The organism is Candidatus Phytoplasma luffae (assembly GCF_018024475.1).
GTDB classification, from domain to species: Bacteria; Bacillota_I; Bacilli_A; order Acholeplasmatales; family Acholeplasmataceae; genus Phytoplasma; species Phytoplasma luffae.
The window spans coordinates 156,965-173,601 of the sequence record NZ_CP054393.1 but is presented as its reverse complement, the minus strand read 5'-3'; the positions used below and the strand labels follow the sequence as shown (position 1 = coordinate 173,601).

The 16,637-nt window shown below is 26.9% G+C and carries 19 protein-coding genes and 1 pseudogene; 14 read left to right on the top strand and 6 right to left on the bottom strand.

The genetic code is table 11. The annotated features are described in order from the left end of the window. Positions 1-3: 3 nt before the first annotated feature. The 6 genes from LFWB_RS00825 to LFWB_RS00800 form a co-directional block, all read right to left on the bottom strand. Entirely contained in the window at positions 4-1,506 is a 1,503-nt protein-coding gene (locus LFWB_RS00825) for an MATE family efflux transporter (RefSeq protein WP_210954793.1), read from the bottom strand. A 74-nt stretch (positions 1,507-1,580) separates the two neighbouring features. After that, positions 1,581-2,561: an ATP-dependent 6-phosphofructokinase gene (locus LFWB_RS00820; RefSeq protein WP_210954792.1), complete on the bottom strand. Its 981-nt coding sequence runs from the start codon at positions 2,559-2,561 to the stop codon at positions 1,581-1,583. 1,481 nt (positions 2,562-4,042) lie between these two features. After that, complete coding sequence (locus LFWB_RS00815; protein ID WP_210954791.1) at positions 4,043-4,183, bottom strand: hypothetical protein; 141 nt, start codon at positions 4,181-4,183, stop codon at positions 4,043-4,045. Positions 4,184-4,453: 270 nt separating this feature from the next. Continuing rightward, positions 4,454-5,110: a hypothetical protein gene (locus LFWB_RS00810; RefSeq protein WP_210954790.1), complete on the bottom strand. Its 657-nt coding sequence runs from the start codon at positions 5,108-5,110 to the stop codon at positions 4,454-4,456. A 76-nt stretch (positions 5,111-5,186) separates the two neighbouring features. Next, on the bottom strand, positions 5,187-5,537 hold the full coding sequence (locus LFWB_RS00805; RefSeq protein WP_210954789.1) for a hypothetical protein: 351 nt from the start codon (positions 5,535-5,537) through the stop codon (positions 5,187-5,189). Continuing rightward, complete coding sequence (locus tag LFWB_RS00800; RefSeq protein WP_210954788.1) at positions 5,500-5,895, bottom strand: hypothetical protein; 396 nt, start codon at positions 5,893-5,895, stop codon at positions 5,500-5,502. The genes LFWB_RS00805 and LFWB_RS00800 overlap by 38 nt, the downstream gene beginning before the upstream one ends. 254 nt (positions 5,896-6,149) lie before the next feature. On the opposite strand from LFWB_RS00800, the gene LFWB_RS00795 reads away from it, so the two are divergent. The 14 genes and pseudogenes from LFWB_RS00795 to tmk all read left to right on the top strand — a co-directional run. Next, positions 6,150-6,770 (top strand): sigma-70 family RNA polymerase sigma factor, encoded by a 621-nt coding sequence (locus LFWB_RS00795; RefSeq protein ID WP_210954482.1) that lies wholly within the window; start codon positions 6,150-6,152, stop codon positions 6,768-6,770. Between the two features lie 4 nt (positions 6,771-6,774). Next, the gene (locus LFWB_RS00790) at positions 6,775-7,098 is read left to right on the top strand and encodes a single-stranded DNA-binding protein (RefSeq protein WP_210954483.1); all 324 of its coding nucleotides are present in this window, start codon (positions 6,775-6,777) and stop codon (positions 7,096-7,098) included. 15 nt (positions 7,099-7,113) lie between these two features. Next, the gene (locus LFWB_RS00785; RefSeq protein ID WP_210954484.1) at positions 7,114-7,404 is read left to right on the top strand and encodes an HU family DNA-binding protein; all 291 of its coding nucleotides are present in this window, start codon (positions 7,114-7,116) and stop codon (positions 7,402-7,404) included. Positions 7,405-7,416: 12 nt separating this feature from the next. Continuing rightward, positions 7,417-7,857, top strand: a complete 441-nt coding sequence (locus tag LFWB_RS00780) for a hypothetical protein (RefSeq protein WP_210954485.1) — start codon at positions 7,417-7,419, stop codon at positions 7,855-7,857. Next, positions 7,850-8,074, top strand: a complete 225-nt coding sequence (locus tag LFWB_RS00775) for a hypothetical protein (RefSeq protein ID WP_210954908.1) — start codon at positions 7,850-7,852, stop codon at positions 8,072-8,074. Before LFWB_RS00780 ends, LFWB_RS00775 begins: the two co-directional genes overlap by 8 nt. Next, on the top strand, positions 8,075-8,710 hold the full coding sequence (locus LFWB_RS00770; protein ID WP_210954501.1) for a YqaJ viral recombinase family nuclease: 636 nt from the start codon (positions 8,075-8,077) through the stop codon (positions 8,708-8,710). It begins immediately after the preceding gene. A 114-nt stretch (positions 8,711-8,824) separates the two neighbouring features. Further along, entirely contained in the window at positions 8,825-9,121 is a 297-nt protein-coding gene (locus LFWB_RS00765) for a hypothetical protein (RefSeq protein WP_210954487.1), read from the top strand. Continuing rightward, positions 9,121-9,726, top strand: a complete 606-nt coding sequence (locus LFWB_RS00760) for a hypothetical protein (RefSeq protein WP_210954488.1) — start codon at positions 9,121-9,123, stop codon at positions 9,724-9,726. The genes LFWB_RS00765 and LFWB_RS00760 overlap by 1 nt, the downstream gene beginning before the upstream one ends. A 68-nt stretch (positions 9,727-9,794) precedes the next feature. Then, positions 9,795-10,991, top strand: coding sequence for an AAA family ATPase (locus tag LFWB_RS00755; RefSeq protein ID WP_210954913.1), 1,197 nt, complete (start codon positions 9,795-9,797; stop codon positions 10,989-10,991). 3 nt (positions 10,992-10,994) lie between these two features. Next, positions 10,995-12,614 (top strand): DNA double-strand break repair protein Rad50, encoded by a 1,620-nt coding sequence (locus tag LFWB_RS00750; protein WP_210954787.1) that lies wholly within the window; start codon positions 10,995-10,997, stop codon positions 12,612-12,614. Positions 12,615-12,713: 99 nt separating this feature from the next. Beyond that, positions 12,714-13,865 (top strand): hypothetical protein, encoded by a 1,152-nt coding sequence (locus tag LFWB_RS00745; protein WP_210954786.1) that lies wholly within the window; start codon positions 12,714-12,716, stop codon positions 13,863-13,865. 22 nt (positions 13,866-13,887) lie between these two features. After that, a complete protein-coding gene (locus tag LFWB_RS00740) occupies positions 13,888-14,223 on the top strand; it encodes an SVM family protein (RefSeq protein ID WP_210954785.1) in 336 nt (111 codons plus the stop codon). Positions 14,224-14,497: 274 nt separating this feature from the next. Continuing rightward, complete coding sequence (locus tag LFWB_RS00735) at positions 14,498-15,856, top strand: hypothetical protein (RefSeq protein WP_246454229.1); 1,359 nt, start codon at positions 14,498-14,500, stop codon at positions 15,854-15,856. A 47-nt stretch (positions 15,857-15,903) separates the two neighbouring features. Continuing rightward, a pseudogene (tmk, locus tag LFWB_RS00730) lies at positions 15,904-16,551 on the top strand (dTMP kinase); the annotation flags it as partial. Between the last annotated feature and the right edge of the window lie 86 nt (positions 16,552-16,637).

Genomic DNA, 16,637 nt, shown 5'->3' with positions numbered 1-16,637 from the left:
TTTTTATATTTTATTAATAGTGGTTTTTAATTGTGATTGTAAATTTTTAAATTTATTTTTTCTTACAAAAATAAAGAAAATAACTGTTATTACTATTAAAACAATCATATTGCTGCCGAAAGTACTTAATCCAAATTGAAGAGCTGTTTTTTCAATCGATAAATATTTATGCAAGACAAATAAAATTACTATTCTTAAAATTAATCTTAAAAGGTTCATCCAAAAAATAAGGTTAGCGTTTTTATTGTAAGATAAAATATAACCCATCATTATAGAAGCCCAAATGGAAGTAAATAAGGAAGTTCCTTCCCAAAATAAAATTGTTTTGAAGGTTTTAATGTATGAATCTGAAAATTCTTTACTTGATTTTAAAAAACATAACAATCGTTCGCCGAAAAAATAATTACTTAAAAAACCAATAATACCGATAATTAAACTAATAACAAAAACATTTTTAAAGATTTTAAAAGTTTTCGAATTATCTTCGCGCGAAACACTTCGTGAAACCATTACTGTTTGAGAATCTTCGAAAGATTGTGAAATTGAATAAAAAATACCATTTACAACCGCTACTAATCCTGATATAGCTACTAAATCCAAACCATTAATAAATTTTAATTCTTTTGAATAACCTGTAATCATATCATGAATCACTTTCTTACCGATTTCATAAGTAGCTTTGCCAATGATTAAAGTCCCTGATAATTTCAACATAGATTGAACGATATCTTTAGGGAAAATTAATTTTTTAAATTGAATTTGGAAAGGATTTGTAGGGTTAAGCATATAATAAAAAGCAATAAAAGTGATTAATAAATTTGACAATAAATTAGCCAAAGCTAAATCAATAACTGTTACTGTTCCTTCTTTTTTAGAAAATTTATATATAAAAGAAATAATAATTCTAAAAGTAATCAAAAGAATATTAAGAATAAAAATAAGTCGATTTTTGTTTTTAACACGTTCTAAAGAGATAAAAACGGAATTTATGGTAATAAAGATAAAGGTAATTAAAGTAAGATAATAATAATTCAAACCGCCATCATCATGATATTCTTTACGAAAAAATAAACCACCTAAACCAGGTATCCAAACCCCTAAACCGAAAATAATTAAAAAAAATAAAGAAATAATGACAGCTAATAAAAAAGCTAAAGTAGCATATTGCTTTGATTTTTCCTTATTTTCTTTTTTATATTCGTGCGCTACTAAAACTACTCCAGCTGAACCTAAAGCAATTGCTATACTTTGAAGAATTTTTATAATTTGTTTCATATAGGAAATAGCCGCATCTACATTTACTACTGTGTCTTTTGGATTACCAATAATAAAAAAATCAATAGAAGTACCTAAATGTTGAAAAAGTAAAAAAATAGCAATCGGAACAGAAAGACAAATTAAATTTGACAAAATAGAACCTTGAAAATTATCTTTAGGATTAAAAAAATAATTTTTTTTTGTAATAGAATCACCATTTTTTTTAACATTGCATCTATTAACAACCATAAAACAGTAATCCTTTTTATTTTTATTTTATAAATTAAATTTTAATTTTTCTTTTAATAACTAAAGAAATGCAACTAATCAATTATGAAATTTGATATTGTATCGAATAAATCATATTGTTGTTTATTTTGATCAAAAATTTGTTCAAAATAAAAATGACACAATTTTAAACCTTGTGAACCAACACCGCAATTAGAAATATCTTTTTTTAATAATTTAACAGCCAAACTTCCCATGCGAGTAGCTAACATCAAATCTTCAGCAGTTGGGGTGCCGCCTCTTTGAATATATCCTAAAACTTGAGATCTAGTTTCAAAACCGCTATATTTTTCAACTTCTTTAGCTAAACTAGAAATATCAAAAATATTTTCGGCAACAACTACAATAACATGTCTTTTATTTTTTTTATTTAATTCTTTGATCTTATCTAAAATTTTTTGTTTATCTAAAAGGTGTTCGCGTGTTACGATTAAATCAACACCAGTCGCTATACCTCCATATAAAGCTAAATCTCCTTTGTGACGTCCCATAACTTCAATTATGCTACATCTACGATGAGAAATAGAAGTGTCACGTATTTTTTCAATTATATTAATAACATTGTTTAAAGCAGTACTGAAACCAATTGTAAAATCAGTATAGTCAATATCATTATCGATAGTAGCAGGTAATCCCACACATTTGACCCCTAATTCTTGTAATCTCATTGCGCCTTTATAAGAACCATCTCCGCCAATAACAACTAATTTATTAATCCCTATTTTTTTTAAGTTATTTGCGCATTGTTGACTAATATCTAATTGTTCTTTAAAAGGTGTAAAACGAGAAGTTCCTAAAAATGTTCCTGATAAATTAATGATACGAGGAAGGGAATTAAATTCCAAAAGTTGTATTTCTTTATTATACAACCCTAAAAAACCATCTTTTACCCCATAAACCTCAAAACCTTGTTTAACACCTTCTAAAACAACAGATCTAATGGCAGCGTTCATTCCAGGAGCGTCTCCTCCCGAAGTTAAAACGGCAATTTTTTCTAATTCTTTTTCTTTTTTCATTTTTAATATAAAGCCTTTTTTTTAATTTATTTTAGTTTTTAAAAATTATTTTCACAAAAATAATTTAAAGTTTTTTTATGAACATTTTTTTATCATTAGAAAAAAATAATAACAAAAAAATAAAAAAAATCATTAAAAATAAATTAAATTTAATTATGAATTTCAACAAACATAAGTGCAAAAAATAAAAAATGCAAAATCAAATAAGTTTAAATTCATTTTTTAATAATTACAATAATTTTTATAAAAATTTTTTTCTTAAACTTAAATAATCAAAAACTCTAATATATTTAGTAATTTTAAAAACAAAATTAAAAAAAACAATAAAAAAATTTTTTAGTTATATCTTTGGATTAACAATGATATTTAATAAGTTTGAAAATCTTTTTTTATCAAAAGAGTTTTTATATAATAAAATATCAATATCTTGACAAAAACATACCTACATTCTTGATTATACAAAATTAAAAATAAATTCTGCAAAATTAAAAAAATAAAAACTGTCTAAAAAAAGAAAACACCGAGTATCTTTTAATAGCGTTGTCAATTGAGCTAATAACTTGTTCTGTTGGTGATGAAATTTGGTCTGGGCCGAAGAATTTAGCATGTAAAATACTGGCGCCCACTATAATTAATATTATGATAACGATGATACCGCCGTATTTGATGATGTTTGGATTAATTGATGGGTTAGAGCGTTAGCGCTTGATTTTGCTTTTGTTTTTTTCGTAGTTTTAGTATTTCGTGTTGTTGGTTTAGTAGTCGCTTTTTTGTTTGTGAAATATGATATTAAAAATTTTGATACCATATAAATAGTGGGTAAAGCGACAATCATTATTATAAAATAATGAATATATTTAAAGATGTCTAAAAATTTAAACATTCGGTTTTTACTTCCTTTCTTTTTTTGGGTTTGGGTAATAAAAAAAGACCTAAATAAATAGGTCTTTGTTGGTTGGGTTGGTTGGTAAAGATTTAAAGTTGATTATGTCTTGATGAAATTTTTTAATTATTGGAAATCTGATAATTGCGGTTTTTTTGGAGATCGAGTTGTGTCAGCGTAGCCTTCAAACCAAGTTTTACGGTCATTATTAAAAAAGAAGGGCGTCCAAATCGAAACAGTAACACCTCCGTTACCAAGACCAGCTTTTTTTCTTAAAGTTCTACGGCTGACGGTGCCAACGTCGAAATAATCATATTTTAAAAAATAAATTCCGCGGTCTTCTACATTCCAATCAGTCACTGGGTCGTCAATTGCGGCGTTGTTATTAATGTACGAAACGTTTGAATAAACTTTGTTGCCTATACTAAGTTTGTTATAAAAATATTCACTGTTATATATTACACCTGGTTTGAAATAACACTGGTCTTTCCAGTTTTGTCAATCTTTTTCGTATTGTTTTATTGCGTTTTCGTATTTTATTTGGCTGGTTTCACTCCCTTTCTTAAACTCTGAATAATCTGAATAAGTTAATTCTGATTTAGTTTGAGTTAATTTTTTTGTGATTTGGTTTGTTAAAAATAATTGTTGAAATTGATATGATTAAGATTACAGCAGTTATAGTAATGATAGAAATTAAAATTTTTTGTTTTTTGGTTAGTTGTTTAAGTTTGGTTAACATAACTTCCCCCTTCTTTTAAATTTATTTTGTTTTGTTTAGTCTATTTAGTTTCGCATCCTTTCTCTATTTCGGAGTTGCCATAGACGAAAGCGAGGAACAAAACTAAACATACTGTCATCTACAAATGCTTCTTCTGCGTTGCTTACTTTTCACTTCCTTTCTTTTTTTGGTTTGGTTAGTTTATTTAGTTTAGGGTCTTGAATGAGGACGAGGATTTGAAAAAATTGTTGGGGATGGTTGGTTTGTTTGTTTTGGATGGGGATTAGATTTTTAAGGTTTAATTGTTCCATCAGAATTAAAAGCAATTATTTCTTTAAGGTTACCAGTTGCATTGTCAAAAAGTTGTTCGGTACTTGGCATATCAAGGTTAGGCCATTCGTTTGTTACTTCAACTTTAAAAGTTTGATTCTTTATAACATGATTAGTTTTTAAATCAGTTTCTTGATATTTTTGAATCTTTTCTTGTAGCACGTTGTAAATTAAATTCTTTTTAATTCCGTCTTTTTCTTCTATAATAGAACAACAAGCATAAAAATGTTGCGCTTTTACAAAAGTAGGGTTTTCAAATTTCCAGCGTCCAAAGCATCCGTTTCGGTATTGTTTTTTTATTTCATCAATATCAAAATTTGGATTTTTTTCCACTCCTTTGTCATAAACTTGCAATTTTGTTGGAGTTTGTTGTGTTGGTGGTTCTGCAAAAGTTACTTTTTGCGGAGGTTTATTGTTGGTTGGGATAGAGTTGGAATTTGGTAAAATTTTATTATTGTTTGGTTTATTGTTGTTTTTATCTTCGCTTTTTATTTGGGTTGTTGGCGCTGATGTCGGTTTGAAATATTGTTTAATTTCATTTCGAAAAATGAAAGTGATAGAAATGAAAACGATTAATATGATTGAGATAATAAATATTTTATTGTTTTTTGGATTCATTTTTTAGTTTTCCTTTCGATTTTAAAGTATAGCTAATTTGTACTATACCTTTATTATTCGGAAATGAGTTTTTTTATTAAGTTGTTGATGCGTCGCCATCCATTAACTCAGAGTCTAACGATAATACTAATTTACTTGCTTGGAAATTTTTGATTGCTTCGTGTTTGTTTTCATTGTCTTTTTCATATTCTGCGTTGCCTTGTTTATAAAAATTATAACCTCTGTTTTTTTCTGGGGCGCAATTCGCTAGGTTAAATATTTTTTCTAATTCTTCACACAAAGCTTCACGTAACGCGGTTTTATTTTCGTTACACTGTTTAATTTTGTTGGTAATTTCTGATAAATTATTAGCAACTCTTAATTTTTGTATTATGGCGTCATAATGTTCGTCAACTTCTTGTAGAGCGAGTAGTGTGCTCTTTTGCATATTGTTTTAAATCTGCTCTAATATCAGTGCTTAATTTATCGTTTGATTTTGTTTTTACTTCTACACTTGCTACTAATTTTTCTCTATCTTTATCTATGTTGGTGTTTTCGGTCAAAATTGCTTTAATTTGATTGTCTAAATTAGAAATTTGGGAATTATTTTTTTTGGTTAATTGGTCCAGGTCCCATTCAAGAACGCTTTTGTGACTGCTTTTTAAATCTCTTAAATTATTGTCAACAAAACTTTTAACCTGTTTAATTAAGAAATTTGTTAGTTTGGTACTCGGTATTGGTCTTTTTAATTCTTCTGTGATTTTCTTACCATCTTTATCTGTTGTTTCATTTTTATATTTTTCCATAATTGGATTGCCGTTTGCGTCTTTTTCTACACCGACTAAATCGTTCCAAATTTTTCTAACATCTTCATCTGTTAATTTAGCGTGGCTAGCATCAGCGTGGTAGTTAGTAGTTATATGAGGTATTCCAAAACTTTAGACACTTTTTGTTTTTTAAAATTTCTTTAAGGCTAACTATTAAGTTAGTCTTTTTTTATTCTCTAAGAATAAAATTAATTTTCATATCTTTTCTAAAAACGTTTTTAGAAAGGGATTAAATGTTAAGAAAAAAATTATTTAAAGATTTTTTAAAAAATAAAAAGAATTTAGAAATAAGAGATCAATTAATTGATCTTCATTTGCCATTAATAAATAAAATTGTTGGTAAATTTAAATATTATCCTAAATTGCTCCAAAAACAAGATTTATATCAAGAAGGAGTTTTAGGATTAACGAAAGCCCTAAGTAATTACCAAGATTTAGGTTATGACTTTATCGCCTATGCAAAACCAACAATTAAATCTGAAATCAATGAACTAATAAGAAAAAGTTATTCTCCTTCAATCCCACAAAAATCTACTAAACCAAACAATATTAGTTTTCAAGAAGAAAAATATCAACCTTATAAAATCAGCAACCCCAATCCTCATCAATTATGGTTAAAACAAACAAATCACGAATGTTTGTTAAAAAAACTAAAAAAGAAATTAAGTAAAACAGGATTTAATATTATTTGTTTAAGTTTTGGTATCACTTTAGACAACATCAACGAAACTTATCAACGACCTCATACCAACCAAGAGATCGCGCTAAAAATAAATTTAAAACTTCAAACAATAATCAACATCAAAAAAATAGCTATTCTAAAATTAAAACCTAAAAAACCAATGGAGAAATAAAAAAATGTTAAATAAAGTTCAATTAATCGGCCGCATCACTAACGCCCTAGAATCACAATACATTCATATTAATAATGAACAAATCACAAAAATTGATTTCAACTTAGCTATCAACAATAAAGATAAAGTTCAATTCATCCACTGTGTTGCCTTTCGTAATCAAGCAGAAAACATGAGTAAATATTTACACAAAGGTTCAAAAATATATATAGAAGGAACATTATCTATTCAAAAATACACTAATAACGAAAACCAAAACAAAACCAATACTAAAGTTATTTTAAACAATGTTATCTTTTTAGATAATAACCCCCCAACCCAAAATTAAAAAGGAGTCACTAAAATGACAAAAAAAGAATTAATCAAAACTATCGCAGTAATGCATAAAACTTCGGTTACTCAAACCCAAGATTTTTACAACTCGTTCGAAAATGCTTTAATCAAAGCAATCACATCCAACGAAGAAGTGGTATTATCACCTTCAATTGGCAAATTCATCTTAAAATCAAGAAAAGCCCGCGTGGGAAGAAACCCCCAAACAGGTAAAAAACTCAAAATCCCTACAAAAACTGTGGTAAATTTTAAACTTTCTAAAACTATTAAAGATGAAGTCAAAAACCTTAAATTAAAATAAGGAGAATAAATTATGTTTATTTTTTCATTATTTGCAACAATTAGCAATTTTATCTTAAATTACTCTAAAGGATTTAGCACTACCGAAATCCTTGAACGAAGAATAGACGGAATCCAAACAACGATTTTCACTATTCTTATTGTCTCTGGTTTCAAACCTATTTTTAAATTAATTGCAAATATTTTGATTTTCGTCAAAGATTTGATTTTAGGCCTCTTTTTCCCCAACAAAAAACTCCAAAATTTAGAAATCCAAAACGCCAAACAAGAATATTTAGAAAAACAGTTATTAAAAAAACTAGATAAAATAAATGAAAACCAAGAAAAACTCCAATCCCAATTAGAAGTGCAAAAAGTAAAAGTTGCTCATTGGCAAGAGAAAAAAGCAAGAAAAAAAATACTAAAATTAAAAAACAACAACAAACCTCACGGAAAGGAAAATGAAAATGAATGAACTTAATTTCGCCATTGGATTTATCGTTGGCGCCCTATTCGCAACTGCTTTAATGTTTATTATCAAAAAAATCTTTTTTAATTTTTTTCCATTACCAGAAATTAATAAAACAGATGAAACTAAAAAAGATAACAAACCCAATAAATCATCTTCAATTATTCCAAACCCAAATAACAATTCAAAAGAAAAAAATAATTTAGAAAGTGAAAATAATTAAATGAAAATTAATAATTTAAACCAACGAACTTCTGAGTGGTATAATCATCGCAAAAAATATATCAATGCCTCTGAAATAGGAAGTATTACAGGAAATGACAAATTTAGAAGTTTAGAACAATTAATACATGACAAAATATTTGGAACAACATTTACAAGCAATAAATTCACCGAACACGGCAACAAAACCGAACCCCTAGCGAGAACTTTTTTTGAAAAAATAACTAATCTAAAATTCCCTGATACCATCTTTACTGATGATACTTTAGATATGTTTTCTGCAAGTCTTGACGGTTATAACGAACAAACCAACACTTTATTAGAAATTAAATGTCCTTATGTAGATGAAAATAACAACATCTCCTCTACTTGGAATGGTTTCTTTTCACATAAAAAAATCCCTTCTAATTACTGGGCGCAAGTTCAATGTCAATTATATTGTTCTCAATCTAAATTCGCTTATTTCTTTGTTTATTTTAATGACACTAATTATCATGTTGTTAGGGTTTATCAAGATAATAATTTTATTAACCAAATGATTGCAGACGGCAAAAAGTATTTAGAATTATTAAAACTCAATAAACAAGAATTACAACAGACAACTTATTTAAAAAAATTAAGTAAATTTAAAATATAAAAAAAAGAAAGGAAACTAAAAATGAAAATCCAAAAAAACCAAAAATAATTATTAAGAAAAAAACAATTTAGAAAGTAACAAAGAAATAAATAATTAATACAAAGGAGAAAAAACATGTCAAAAAAAATAATTATCACTAAAAAACCAAATAAAAAATTAACCAAAACCCAAAACCCAAATCAAAAAATATCAATCCCAGAAACAAAAAAACTCAATCATCACATTTCACCCCCAACTCCTAATATCAATAAACTAAATTTATTAAAAATAATTACTTATTTAACTATCATTTTATATTTTATTTTACATGTCAACGTTATTTATTACCAAAACCAAATCCCTTGGTTAACAACAGGAATCAATAATTTTATTGATTTAATTAAAACAATTTTTTCAGGAGGAAACAAATAATGAAAACACAAAATAAAAATAAAATATTAATTATCATAACATTTGTAATTGTTCTATTTTTCTCAATTATCTCAATTTATGCTTTAAACGATTACTTTAACAAACAAAGAAAAGAAAAAATAAATTTAATAAATGATTTTCCTATTTTCACTGTTGAACGAACGGGTGGCAACAACGAAAATCAAATACTTTTGCCGATTTCAATTCCTAACTTAAGCCAAAAAAAATACAATCACTTAATTACTATCGAACACGAAGCAATCCTTAACTCAAATGGAATAGATATTTCAATACCCTTATATTTAAAATTATCAACCCAATATAACACTAACCAATCCTTTAACAACCCAGAAAAATATTTAAACATAAGCCTCAAAGTTAATAACAATGATTATGACGACACAAAACGTCCCCAAATGATATTAAACGACAAAGGTATTGGAATTATTAAAATTCAAATTAGCATCGAACAAAAAGAAATCATCAATTCCAAAAACCCTCAATTAGAATTAATTTGTGATTACGAATTAGTCGATTCCCAAGGTAAATCTTTCGAAGGCGGAAATCAAACTATCGAAAACAAAATTGCTCAATTAGCAAAATAAAATATTAAAAGACTAAACAAAATTTGTATTAGTCTTTTTTTATTTTTCAGAAAGGTATTAATATGAAAATGAATATTAAAAAAAATCAAAATAAAAATTTAAATCCAACTAATTTAATAATAATCATTATAACATCTATCATTTTATTTTTAGGAATTCAAGTTTGGATCCACCATCAAGCTTTAATCGAAAATCAAACCCAAATCCTAAATCATCATAAAAGATTAGAAACCCAAAACAAAACTAACCAAGAAACTAAAAAATATTTAGAAGACCAAATAACTAAAAATAATTCATCACCAGAAAAAATTCAAACTTTTTCTTCATCAGAATTACAAGAAAAAACAATAATCCCGAACGATAACCAAGAAGAATTATTATTTAAACCTTCTAACAACAATAAATTCCCAGGATTCAACCAACTAATCGGTTTCAAAGAAGAAAAACAAGCATTAGATGGATTTATTGATTATCTCAACAACAAAGAAAACTACAAAAATATTGGAGAAATCGAATCTCCTCTAGGTATTTTAATGTATGGAGCCCCTGGAACAGGAAAAACCACTCTCGCAAGATCCTTAGCCAAAGAAACTAATTTACCCTTCTTTGAAGTAAGCAGCTCTTTATTCTCACAAAAATACAAAGGTATCGCCCCTCAATTAGTCAAAGATTTATTTATGACAGCTCGCGAAGAAGCAGCCCAAAACAATGGCGCAATCATCTTTTTAGATGAATGCGAAACTATCTTTACTGATTTAAGCACTTTAGAAACTGATTCAGAAATTGCCAATGTTGTGAATCAATTCAAAACTGAATTGACATCTTTTAAAAACAACCCTGAAAAACCTATTTTCATCATTGGAGCTACAAACCACATTAACCAAATCGATGATGCCATCAAATCAAGATTCACTTACAATATCGAAGTCAAACCAGGCAACAAAGAAGAAAGAAAACAATTCCTAGAATTTTTAATCAACAAACGTAAAAACCCTTATAGTGAAGAAGCCAAACAATACTTATATGAAGTCATTAACGAAGCTTTAGAAATATTACCGCCAAACCATCAATTCAAACAAGCCAATCGTACTTTGGAAAACCTCTTAAAAACAACAGTAACAATCTTTGCGAAAAACAGAGGTCAAGGTGAAACTAGAAGAAATGAAATCAACAAAGAAGATTTAAAACAAGCATATAAAATGATAATTTCTCCTAATATAAATATATTAGACCAAATAGAAAAAAACCAAAAAGGAGATGAATAATATATGTTAACACCATTTGACTTAATCAAAGGATTTTTATCATTTAAATCTTATTTCACCTGTTTTTTAATAGCCACTACCATCTTTGGTCTATTTGTTTTCTTTAAAAGAAAACTTTCACCCACTCAACAATCAACAACATCATGGAAAGGCTATTTAACTTATTTTTTAATTATAATTGGTATTTTAAGTTTCATTTATTTATGTTTCTTTCATAAAACAGAACCATCATCTAAATATGCAGGGCAATTAGTCAATAAAATCGACAAAGCCATCGATAAATACGAAAATACAATAAATAATTACAAAGGATTAAAAACTAATTGGGAAAGTGAATTAAAAAAATGTGAAGATGAATTAAAAGAACTTTACAATGCCCAAGAATCCTCCCAAAAACAAAAAGAACAAATCCATGAATTGTTAGAACAAAATGAAACAAAAATTAAAGAAATAAAAGAACAATTAAAAAACACAACAGGTAACATCACTATCTTAAAAGGCAAGCTAACTCAGTTAGAAAAAGATAAAGATGCCAAAGAAAAAGAAATTAAACAAAAACAAGAAGAAGAAAAATTAGCTTCTCCTGATGATAAAATTAGATTACAAGCGGAAATCGATAAACTCCAAGATGAAATTTTGGAAATAGTTGGTGAAATAGAAGAAATAGAAGTTCAAATTGGGATATTAGAAGCAGACCAAAAAATGTATCAAAATATGTTAACTCGTGCCGAAGGATTAAAAAAAGATTTAGAAGAAAGCTATCAATTTTTATCAGATTCCGAAAAATCAATATTTAACCGAATCCAAACCGTCGAAGTACGTCATGCCGAAATCCAAAAAGAAATTGATGCGATTGATAAAAAACTTTCAGAAATCGAACTCGAAAAAACAGTATATCAAGAATTAAAATTAAAATATCGCGAAATGTATAACCGCATGATAACTTATGAAAAAGAACATGAAGCATCAGCGGGGAATATGGTTAAATGGGGTTTTAAAGCCTTTGATAAAATCACTGACTTATTCCCAGCTAAATATGGTATGAAAATTATGGGCAAAGCAGTTACTTTTACACGTAAGTTCGCTCAAGGTATGTCAAAAGCTACTTTAGTTCTTCACGAAGGCCACCGTTTATATCACATGTTTATGGAAACAATTAACGAAAACAATGAACATCCAAAAATGATTACCGAAGAAGCTTTAAAAATGTATAATCAAGACATCGACCGTGATTTAGCCAAACTTGACGCTGACTACAAAGATTACAAAAAGAAAAAAGCTGATTATAAAACTCGCCAAAGTCAAGATAATTTAAAAAAAGAAGTTGATGAATCTTCAGAGTTGGATAAAAATATTAAAGAAAGAAGACGTAATATCATTGATGAATATGAAATCATCATCAATGAATTAATAAAAAAACAAGAAAAAGCTTCTGGCACTCGCAAATTATATAGAGAAGAAACCAAATTAGAAGAAAATTTAGAAACAAAAGAAGAAAATTTGAAAATTTTAAAAGAACAATTAAAACAAAAAAATCCGAGTTACGCTCGTGCTCAACAACGCCTTCAAGCTAGACGAGTTGGTAAAATCCCTGAAATGGTTATGATACCAAATAAAAAATAATTTTCCTTAAACATTTTATTCATAAAATTATATAATAGTGATATATTCATATTTCAATATTTGATAATAATCACTATTATCAGAAAGGAAATGAAATTTATGAATAATAATTTTTTTCAAAAACATTTAGTAACTATTGTTATCACATCTCTTTTTGGAATAGCGATTATAATTGGTTTTTATCAAGGCATCAACGATGTTAAACAAGAAGAAAATATTCAGTTGTATAATTTTGAAAATGCTGATAAAAATGTTCAAAATGAAATAAATCAATCTATTGAAAAAATTCAACATTTTGAAAATCAAATAAATTTATTAGAAAAACAACTAAAAACCAAACTTATTAATTCTTCTCAATTTTTTATTAACTTTTATGGAGGAATAACAGATTTATCTAACGATCAATTTCAAAAAGAAATTTCAAATGATATAAATAGCATCATGGATACAATTGAAACGTTAAAAGAACATGATTTGCATTCATATCTTTTTGATTTAGCCCACCAATTGAGTCAAGATATCATAAATTCTAGTAAAAATAGAGTAGAAAACAGTTTATCAGATATTGAAGAAAAATTAAAAAAACTAACAAATAAAATTAATAGTATTCAATCTAAATTCCAAACCACTCAAAAACGTTTAGACCAAATCAAATCTTATGTTCTCTCAGAACCTACTAATTATTCATTATTACCATCTGATTTATCAGAGCGAGAAAAAACCCAAATCAATAAACTAAAAAATAGTTGGCAATTATCATTGAATTTATTAAAAAAAGAAAAAACAGGCGTTGATGAAAAACAAACTGAATGCGATGAATACCAAGCACAATTAAATTCTCTTCAACCTCAAATAGAAGCTTTAAAACCACAACAACAAAAACTAGAACAAGATCAAGCCGATAAAAATAAAATAATTAATCAAAAAAAAGAAGTTCGGGGACAATTTAAATATTTACCTAATCAACCCGAAGAAGTTAGAAAAAAAAGAGAAGAAAATAAAAGAATATTAGAAGCTGAAATCGACAAACTACAAGATGAAGAAATAAAAATAGTTGGTGAAATAGAAGAAATAGAAGTTCAAATTGGGATATTAGAAGCAGACCAAAAAATGTATCAAAATATGTTAACTCGTGCCGAAGGATTAAAAAAAGATTTAGAAGAACGATATAAAGAAGGTGAAAAACAATATAAAGATTCAATTATTTCTGGATTAAACGAACTCTATGACATTACCTCGGCCGAGGGATAAAAAATAAAAGGAGTTATTAATAATGGTTAAATCAAAAAAACAATTATCTATATTTACTTCAATTTTATTTATTTGTTTAGGATTATTCTTAATTACTAATAATCAAATTTATGGTAGTCCTAAAAAAGATATTTCATCATTAAAAGAAATAGAAAAACAAGATATTAAAAATTATTTTGATTTATATAATACGCTTGAAAATTGTTCTAATGAAGAAAGAAATATAATTATTCAAATATTATCAAACTCAAAAACAGTAGATTTATTAAAACAAATGGCTAAAGAAGAAGCCAAAAATAAACCAACTAACAAAGAAGAAGGTTCTTCTTCCCAACAACCTGATAGCTCCAAAAAATAATTAATTAAGACTCTCGATAGAGAGTCTTTTTTATTTAACAAACTCACATAACGGCAAGACAAACATAACACCAAAAAAAGGAGGTAACCAATTATGTCAAAATCAATCAAAATTCCCTTTATCTAAATATTTCATCATTATTTATTTATTATTATTTTTAATTTGTTGTCCTTCTATCTCCGCTCATCCTTATTTTCATCATCAATCTAAATCAAAAATAAAACTATCTGACTACCAAACCCTTCAACAAGAATGGTTAGCCACTCAACCCAAAATGAAAAGATATGACATTCCTGTTTTATCTAAAGAAAGCATCCCTGATATCTTAAAATATTTTAATATCAAAGCTTATCTTTATGATATTTCAACTCCCTCCTACAATCCTTATGATTACACTTTCTTCGACGCTAAACTCAAAAACCCTCCTTCAGGTTTAATTGGGGCTTATTTCAAACCAAGACATAACCCTTTTAATATCAAATATCCTGATGAAGATGATGAATTCACCTTAGAAGAACTCCTTGATTACGGAATAGCCATCGAAGAAGCCTTTGTCTTTTGGGACGCAAAACAAAAACCTCAAGAAGAAAATGTAAATATAGAATTAATAATAATTGAAATGTTTGCTGACCAAAACAAAGAAGAAGCAATTAATAATTATTTAATCAAAAACAACATCATTAAAGAACCAAAACTAATTAAACTAGGTTGTTATAACGCAACACCTCATACTGGATTAGTATTGCCTTTACCTTTTGGAAAATTTTTATTTGAATTTGAAATTGATGCCATTTATTTTGATGACGGCATAAGGTTATTATCTGAAAATCGAAATATACAATCTCTAAGAAACCGATTAGAATGGAAACAAGAATTTCTACAAGAAGTTATAATAAAACAAAATTCATGTGAAGATACACATTTCAAAACTGTCTATCAAGAAAGCATTAATGAAATTAATGAAAGCATCAATCAAATAAAAGAAGATATTATTAAATCTCAATCATATACTATCGAAGACTTAACAAAACTCTCAAATGGTGCCAAAAACATCTATCTTTTCTTCCTTAATGTTCAAAAAAGAAAAAAAATTATTGAACTCCCTGACTCTTTAGACCCTTATCAAACTATCCGAGATTGGAAAAGAGAAAACAACCTTTATACTTTCCCTCCTTTAATAAAAGAAAGTGAATATAAAGAAGAAACAGAAAAGCGAAATTGGGATATTGAAATAACTTCTCCTTCTTATAAAAAAATAGATATTCCTTTTCAAATTAAAAGAATATCCCAATTTTTAGAAACTGATGATTGTATTTATTTTGTAGTTTGTAATGATACACTCCAAATTAAACTCGCCGAACAATATCGTAATGCTTATATAAATTGGTTAAAGCAATGTTACATTCAATATGGATGTTCTTATTCAGCTCAAGAAATAAGAAATAAATTTGGAAAAACATCGAGAATTATTTATGATGAAAATGGAAATACATGTTGGTATCAATATGTCCCAGGTTTTTTCTCTGATGATTGGATTGTTAATGGTCATAATTGTGTTGGTAATTCTAATATTTTTTATAATTTTTATAACACCACTCCCCCACCCAAAAGAATTGAATTAAGCTTTAAATAACAATTTAAAAGACTCTCTTGTAGAGTCTTTTTTTATTATCTAAAACCCAATTAAAGGAGAAAAAAATGAAACTTATAGTTTTTGAAGGACTAGATGGTAGCGGCAAAACAACTTTAATTCAAGAATTACAACAAAAACTAAAAAAACAAAAAATAAATAATAAAATTTATCAAGGTTTAGGAAGTAGTTCTATTGGAACAGAAATAAGAAATTTATTTTTAAATTATAACCAAGTTGATTACATTACTCGTTTTTATCTTAGCATCACTAATATGGCTCAAATCCAAAAAGAACTCATCTATCCTCATTTAAAACAAAATCAACTCATAATCTTAGACCGTTGGTTACCATCAACATATGCCTACCAATTATTTCCTTATCTTAAACAAACAAAATCTTGTTTCGATTTAAAAGAAATTTTTGATATCACTCATAAAAAATTATTTATTAAACCTCATTTATTAATTTATCTAGATATTAATCCTCTTATTGGTAAAGAAAGAAAACAAACCCAAAAAAACCATCAATTAGATATTATCGAACAAAAATCCTTAACTTATCACCAAACTGTCCATAAAGGTTATTATCATTATTTAACTCATTATCAAAACAATAAACAATTAATTCTAAATGGTATTGATTCCCTTCAATCAAATGTTACTAAAATTATGAAATTAATAAGAGATATAAAATGAAAAAAATCATAAAGAAAAAATGTCAAAACGGTAATTTATATATCTATTTTCGCAACGGCAAAATCAAAACAATTCATAAAGATGGA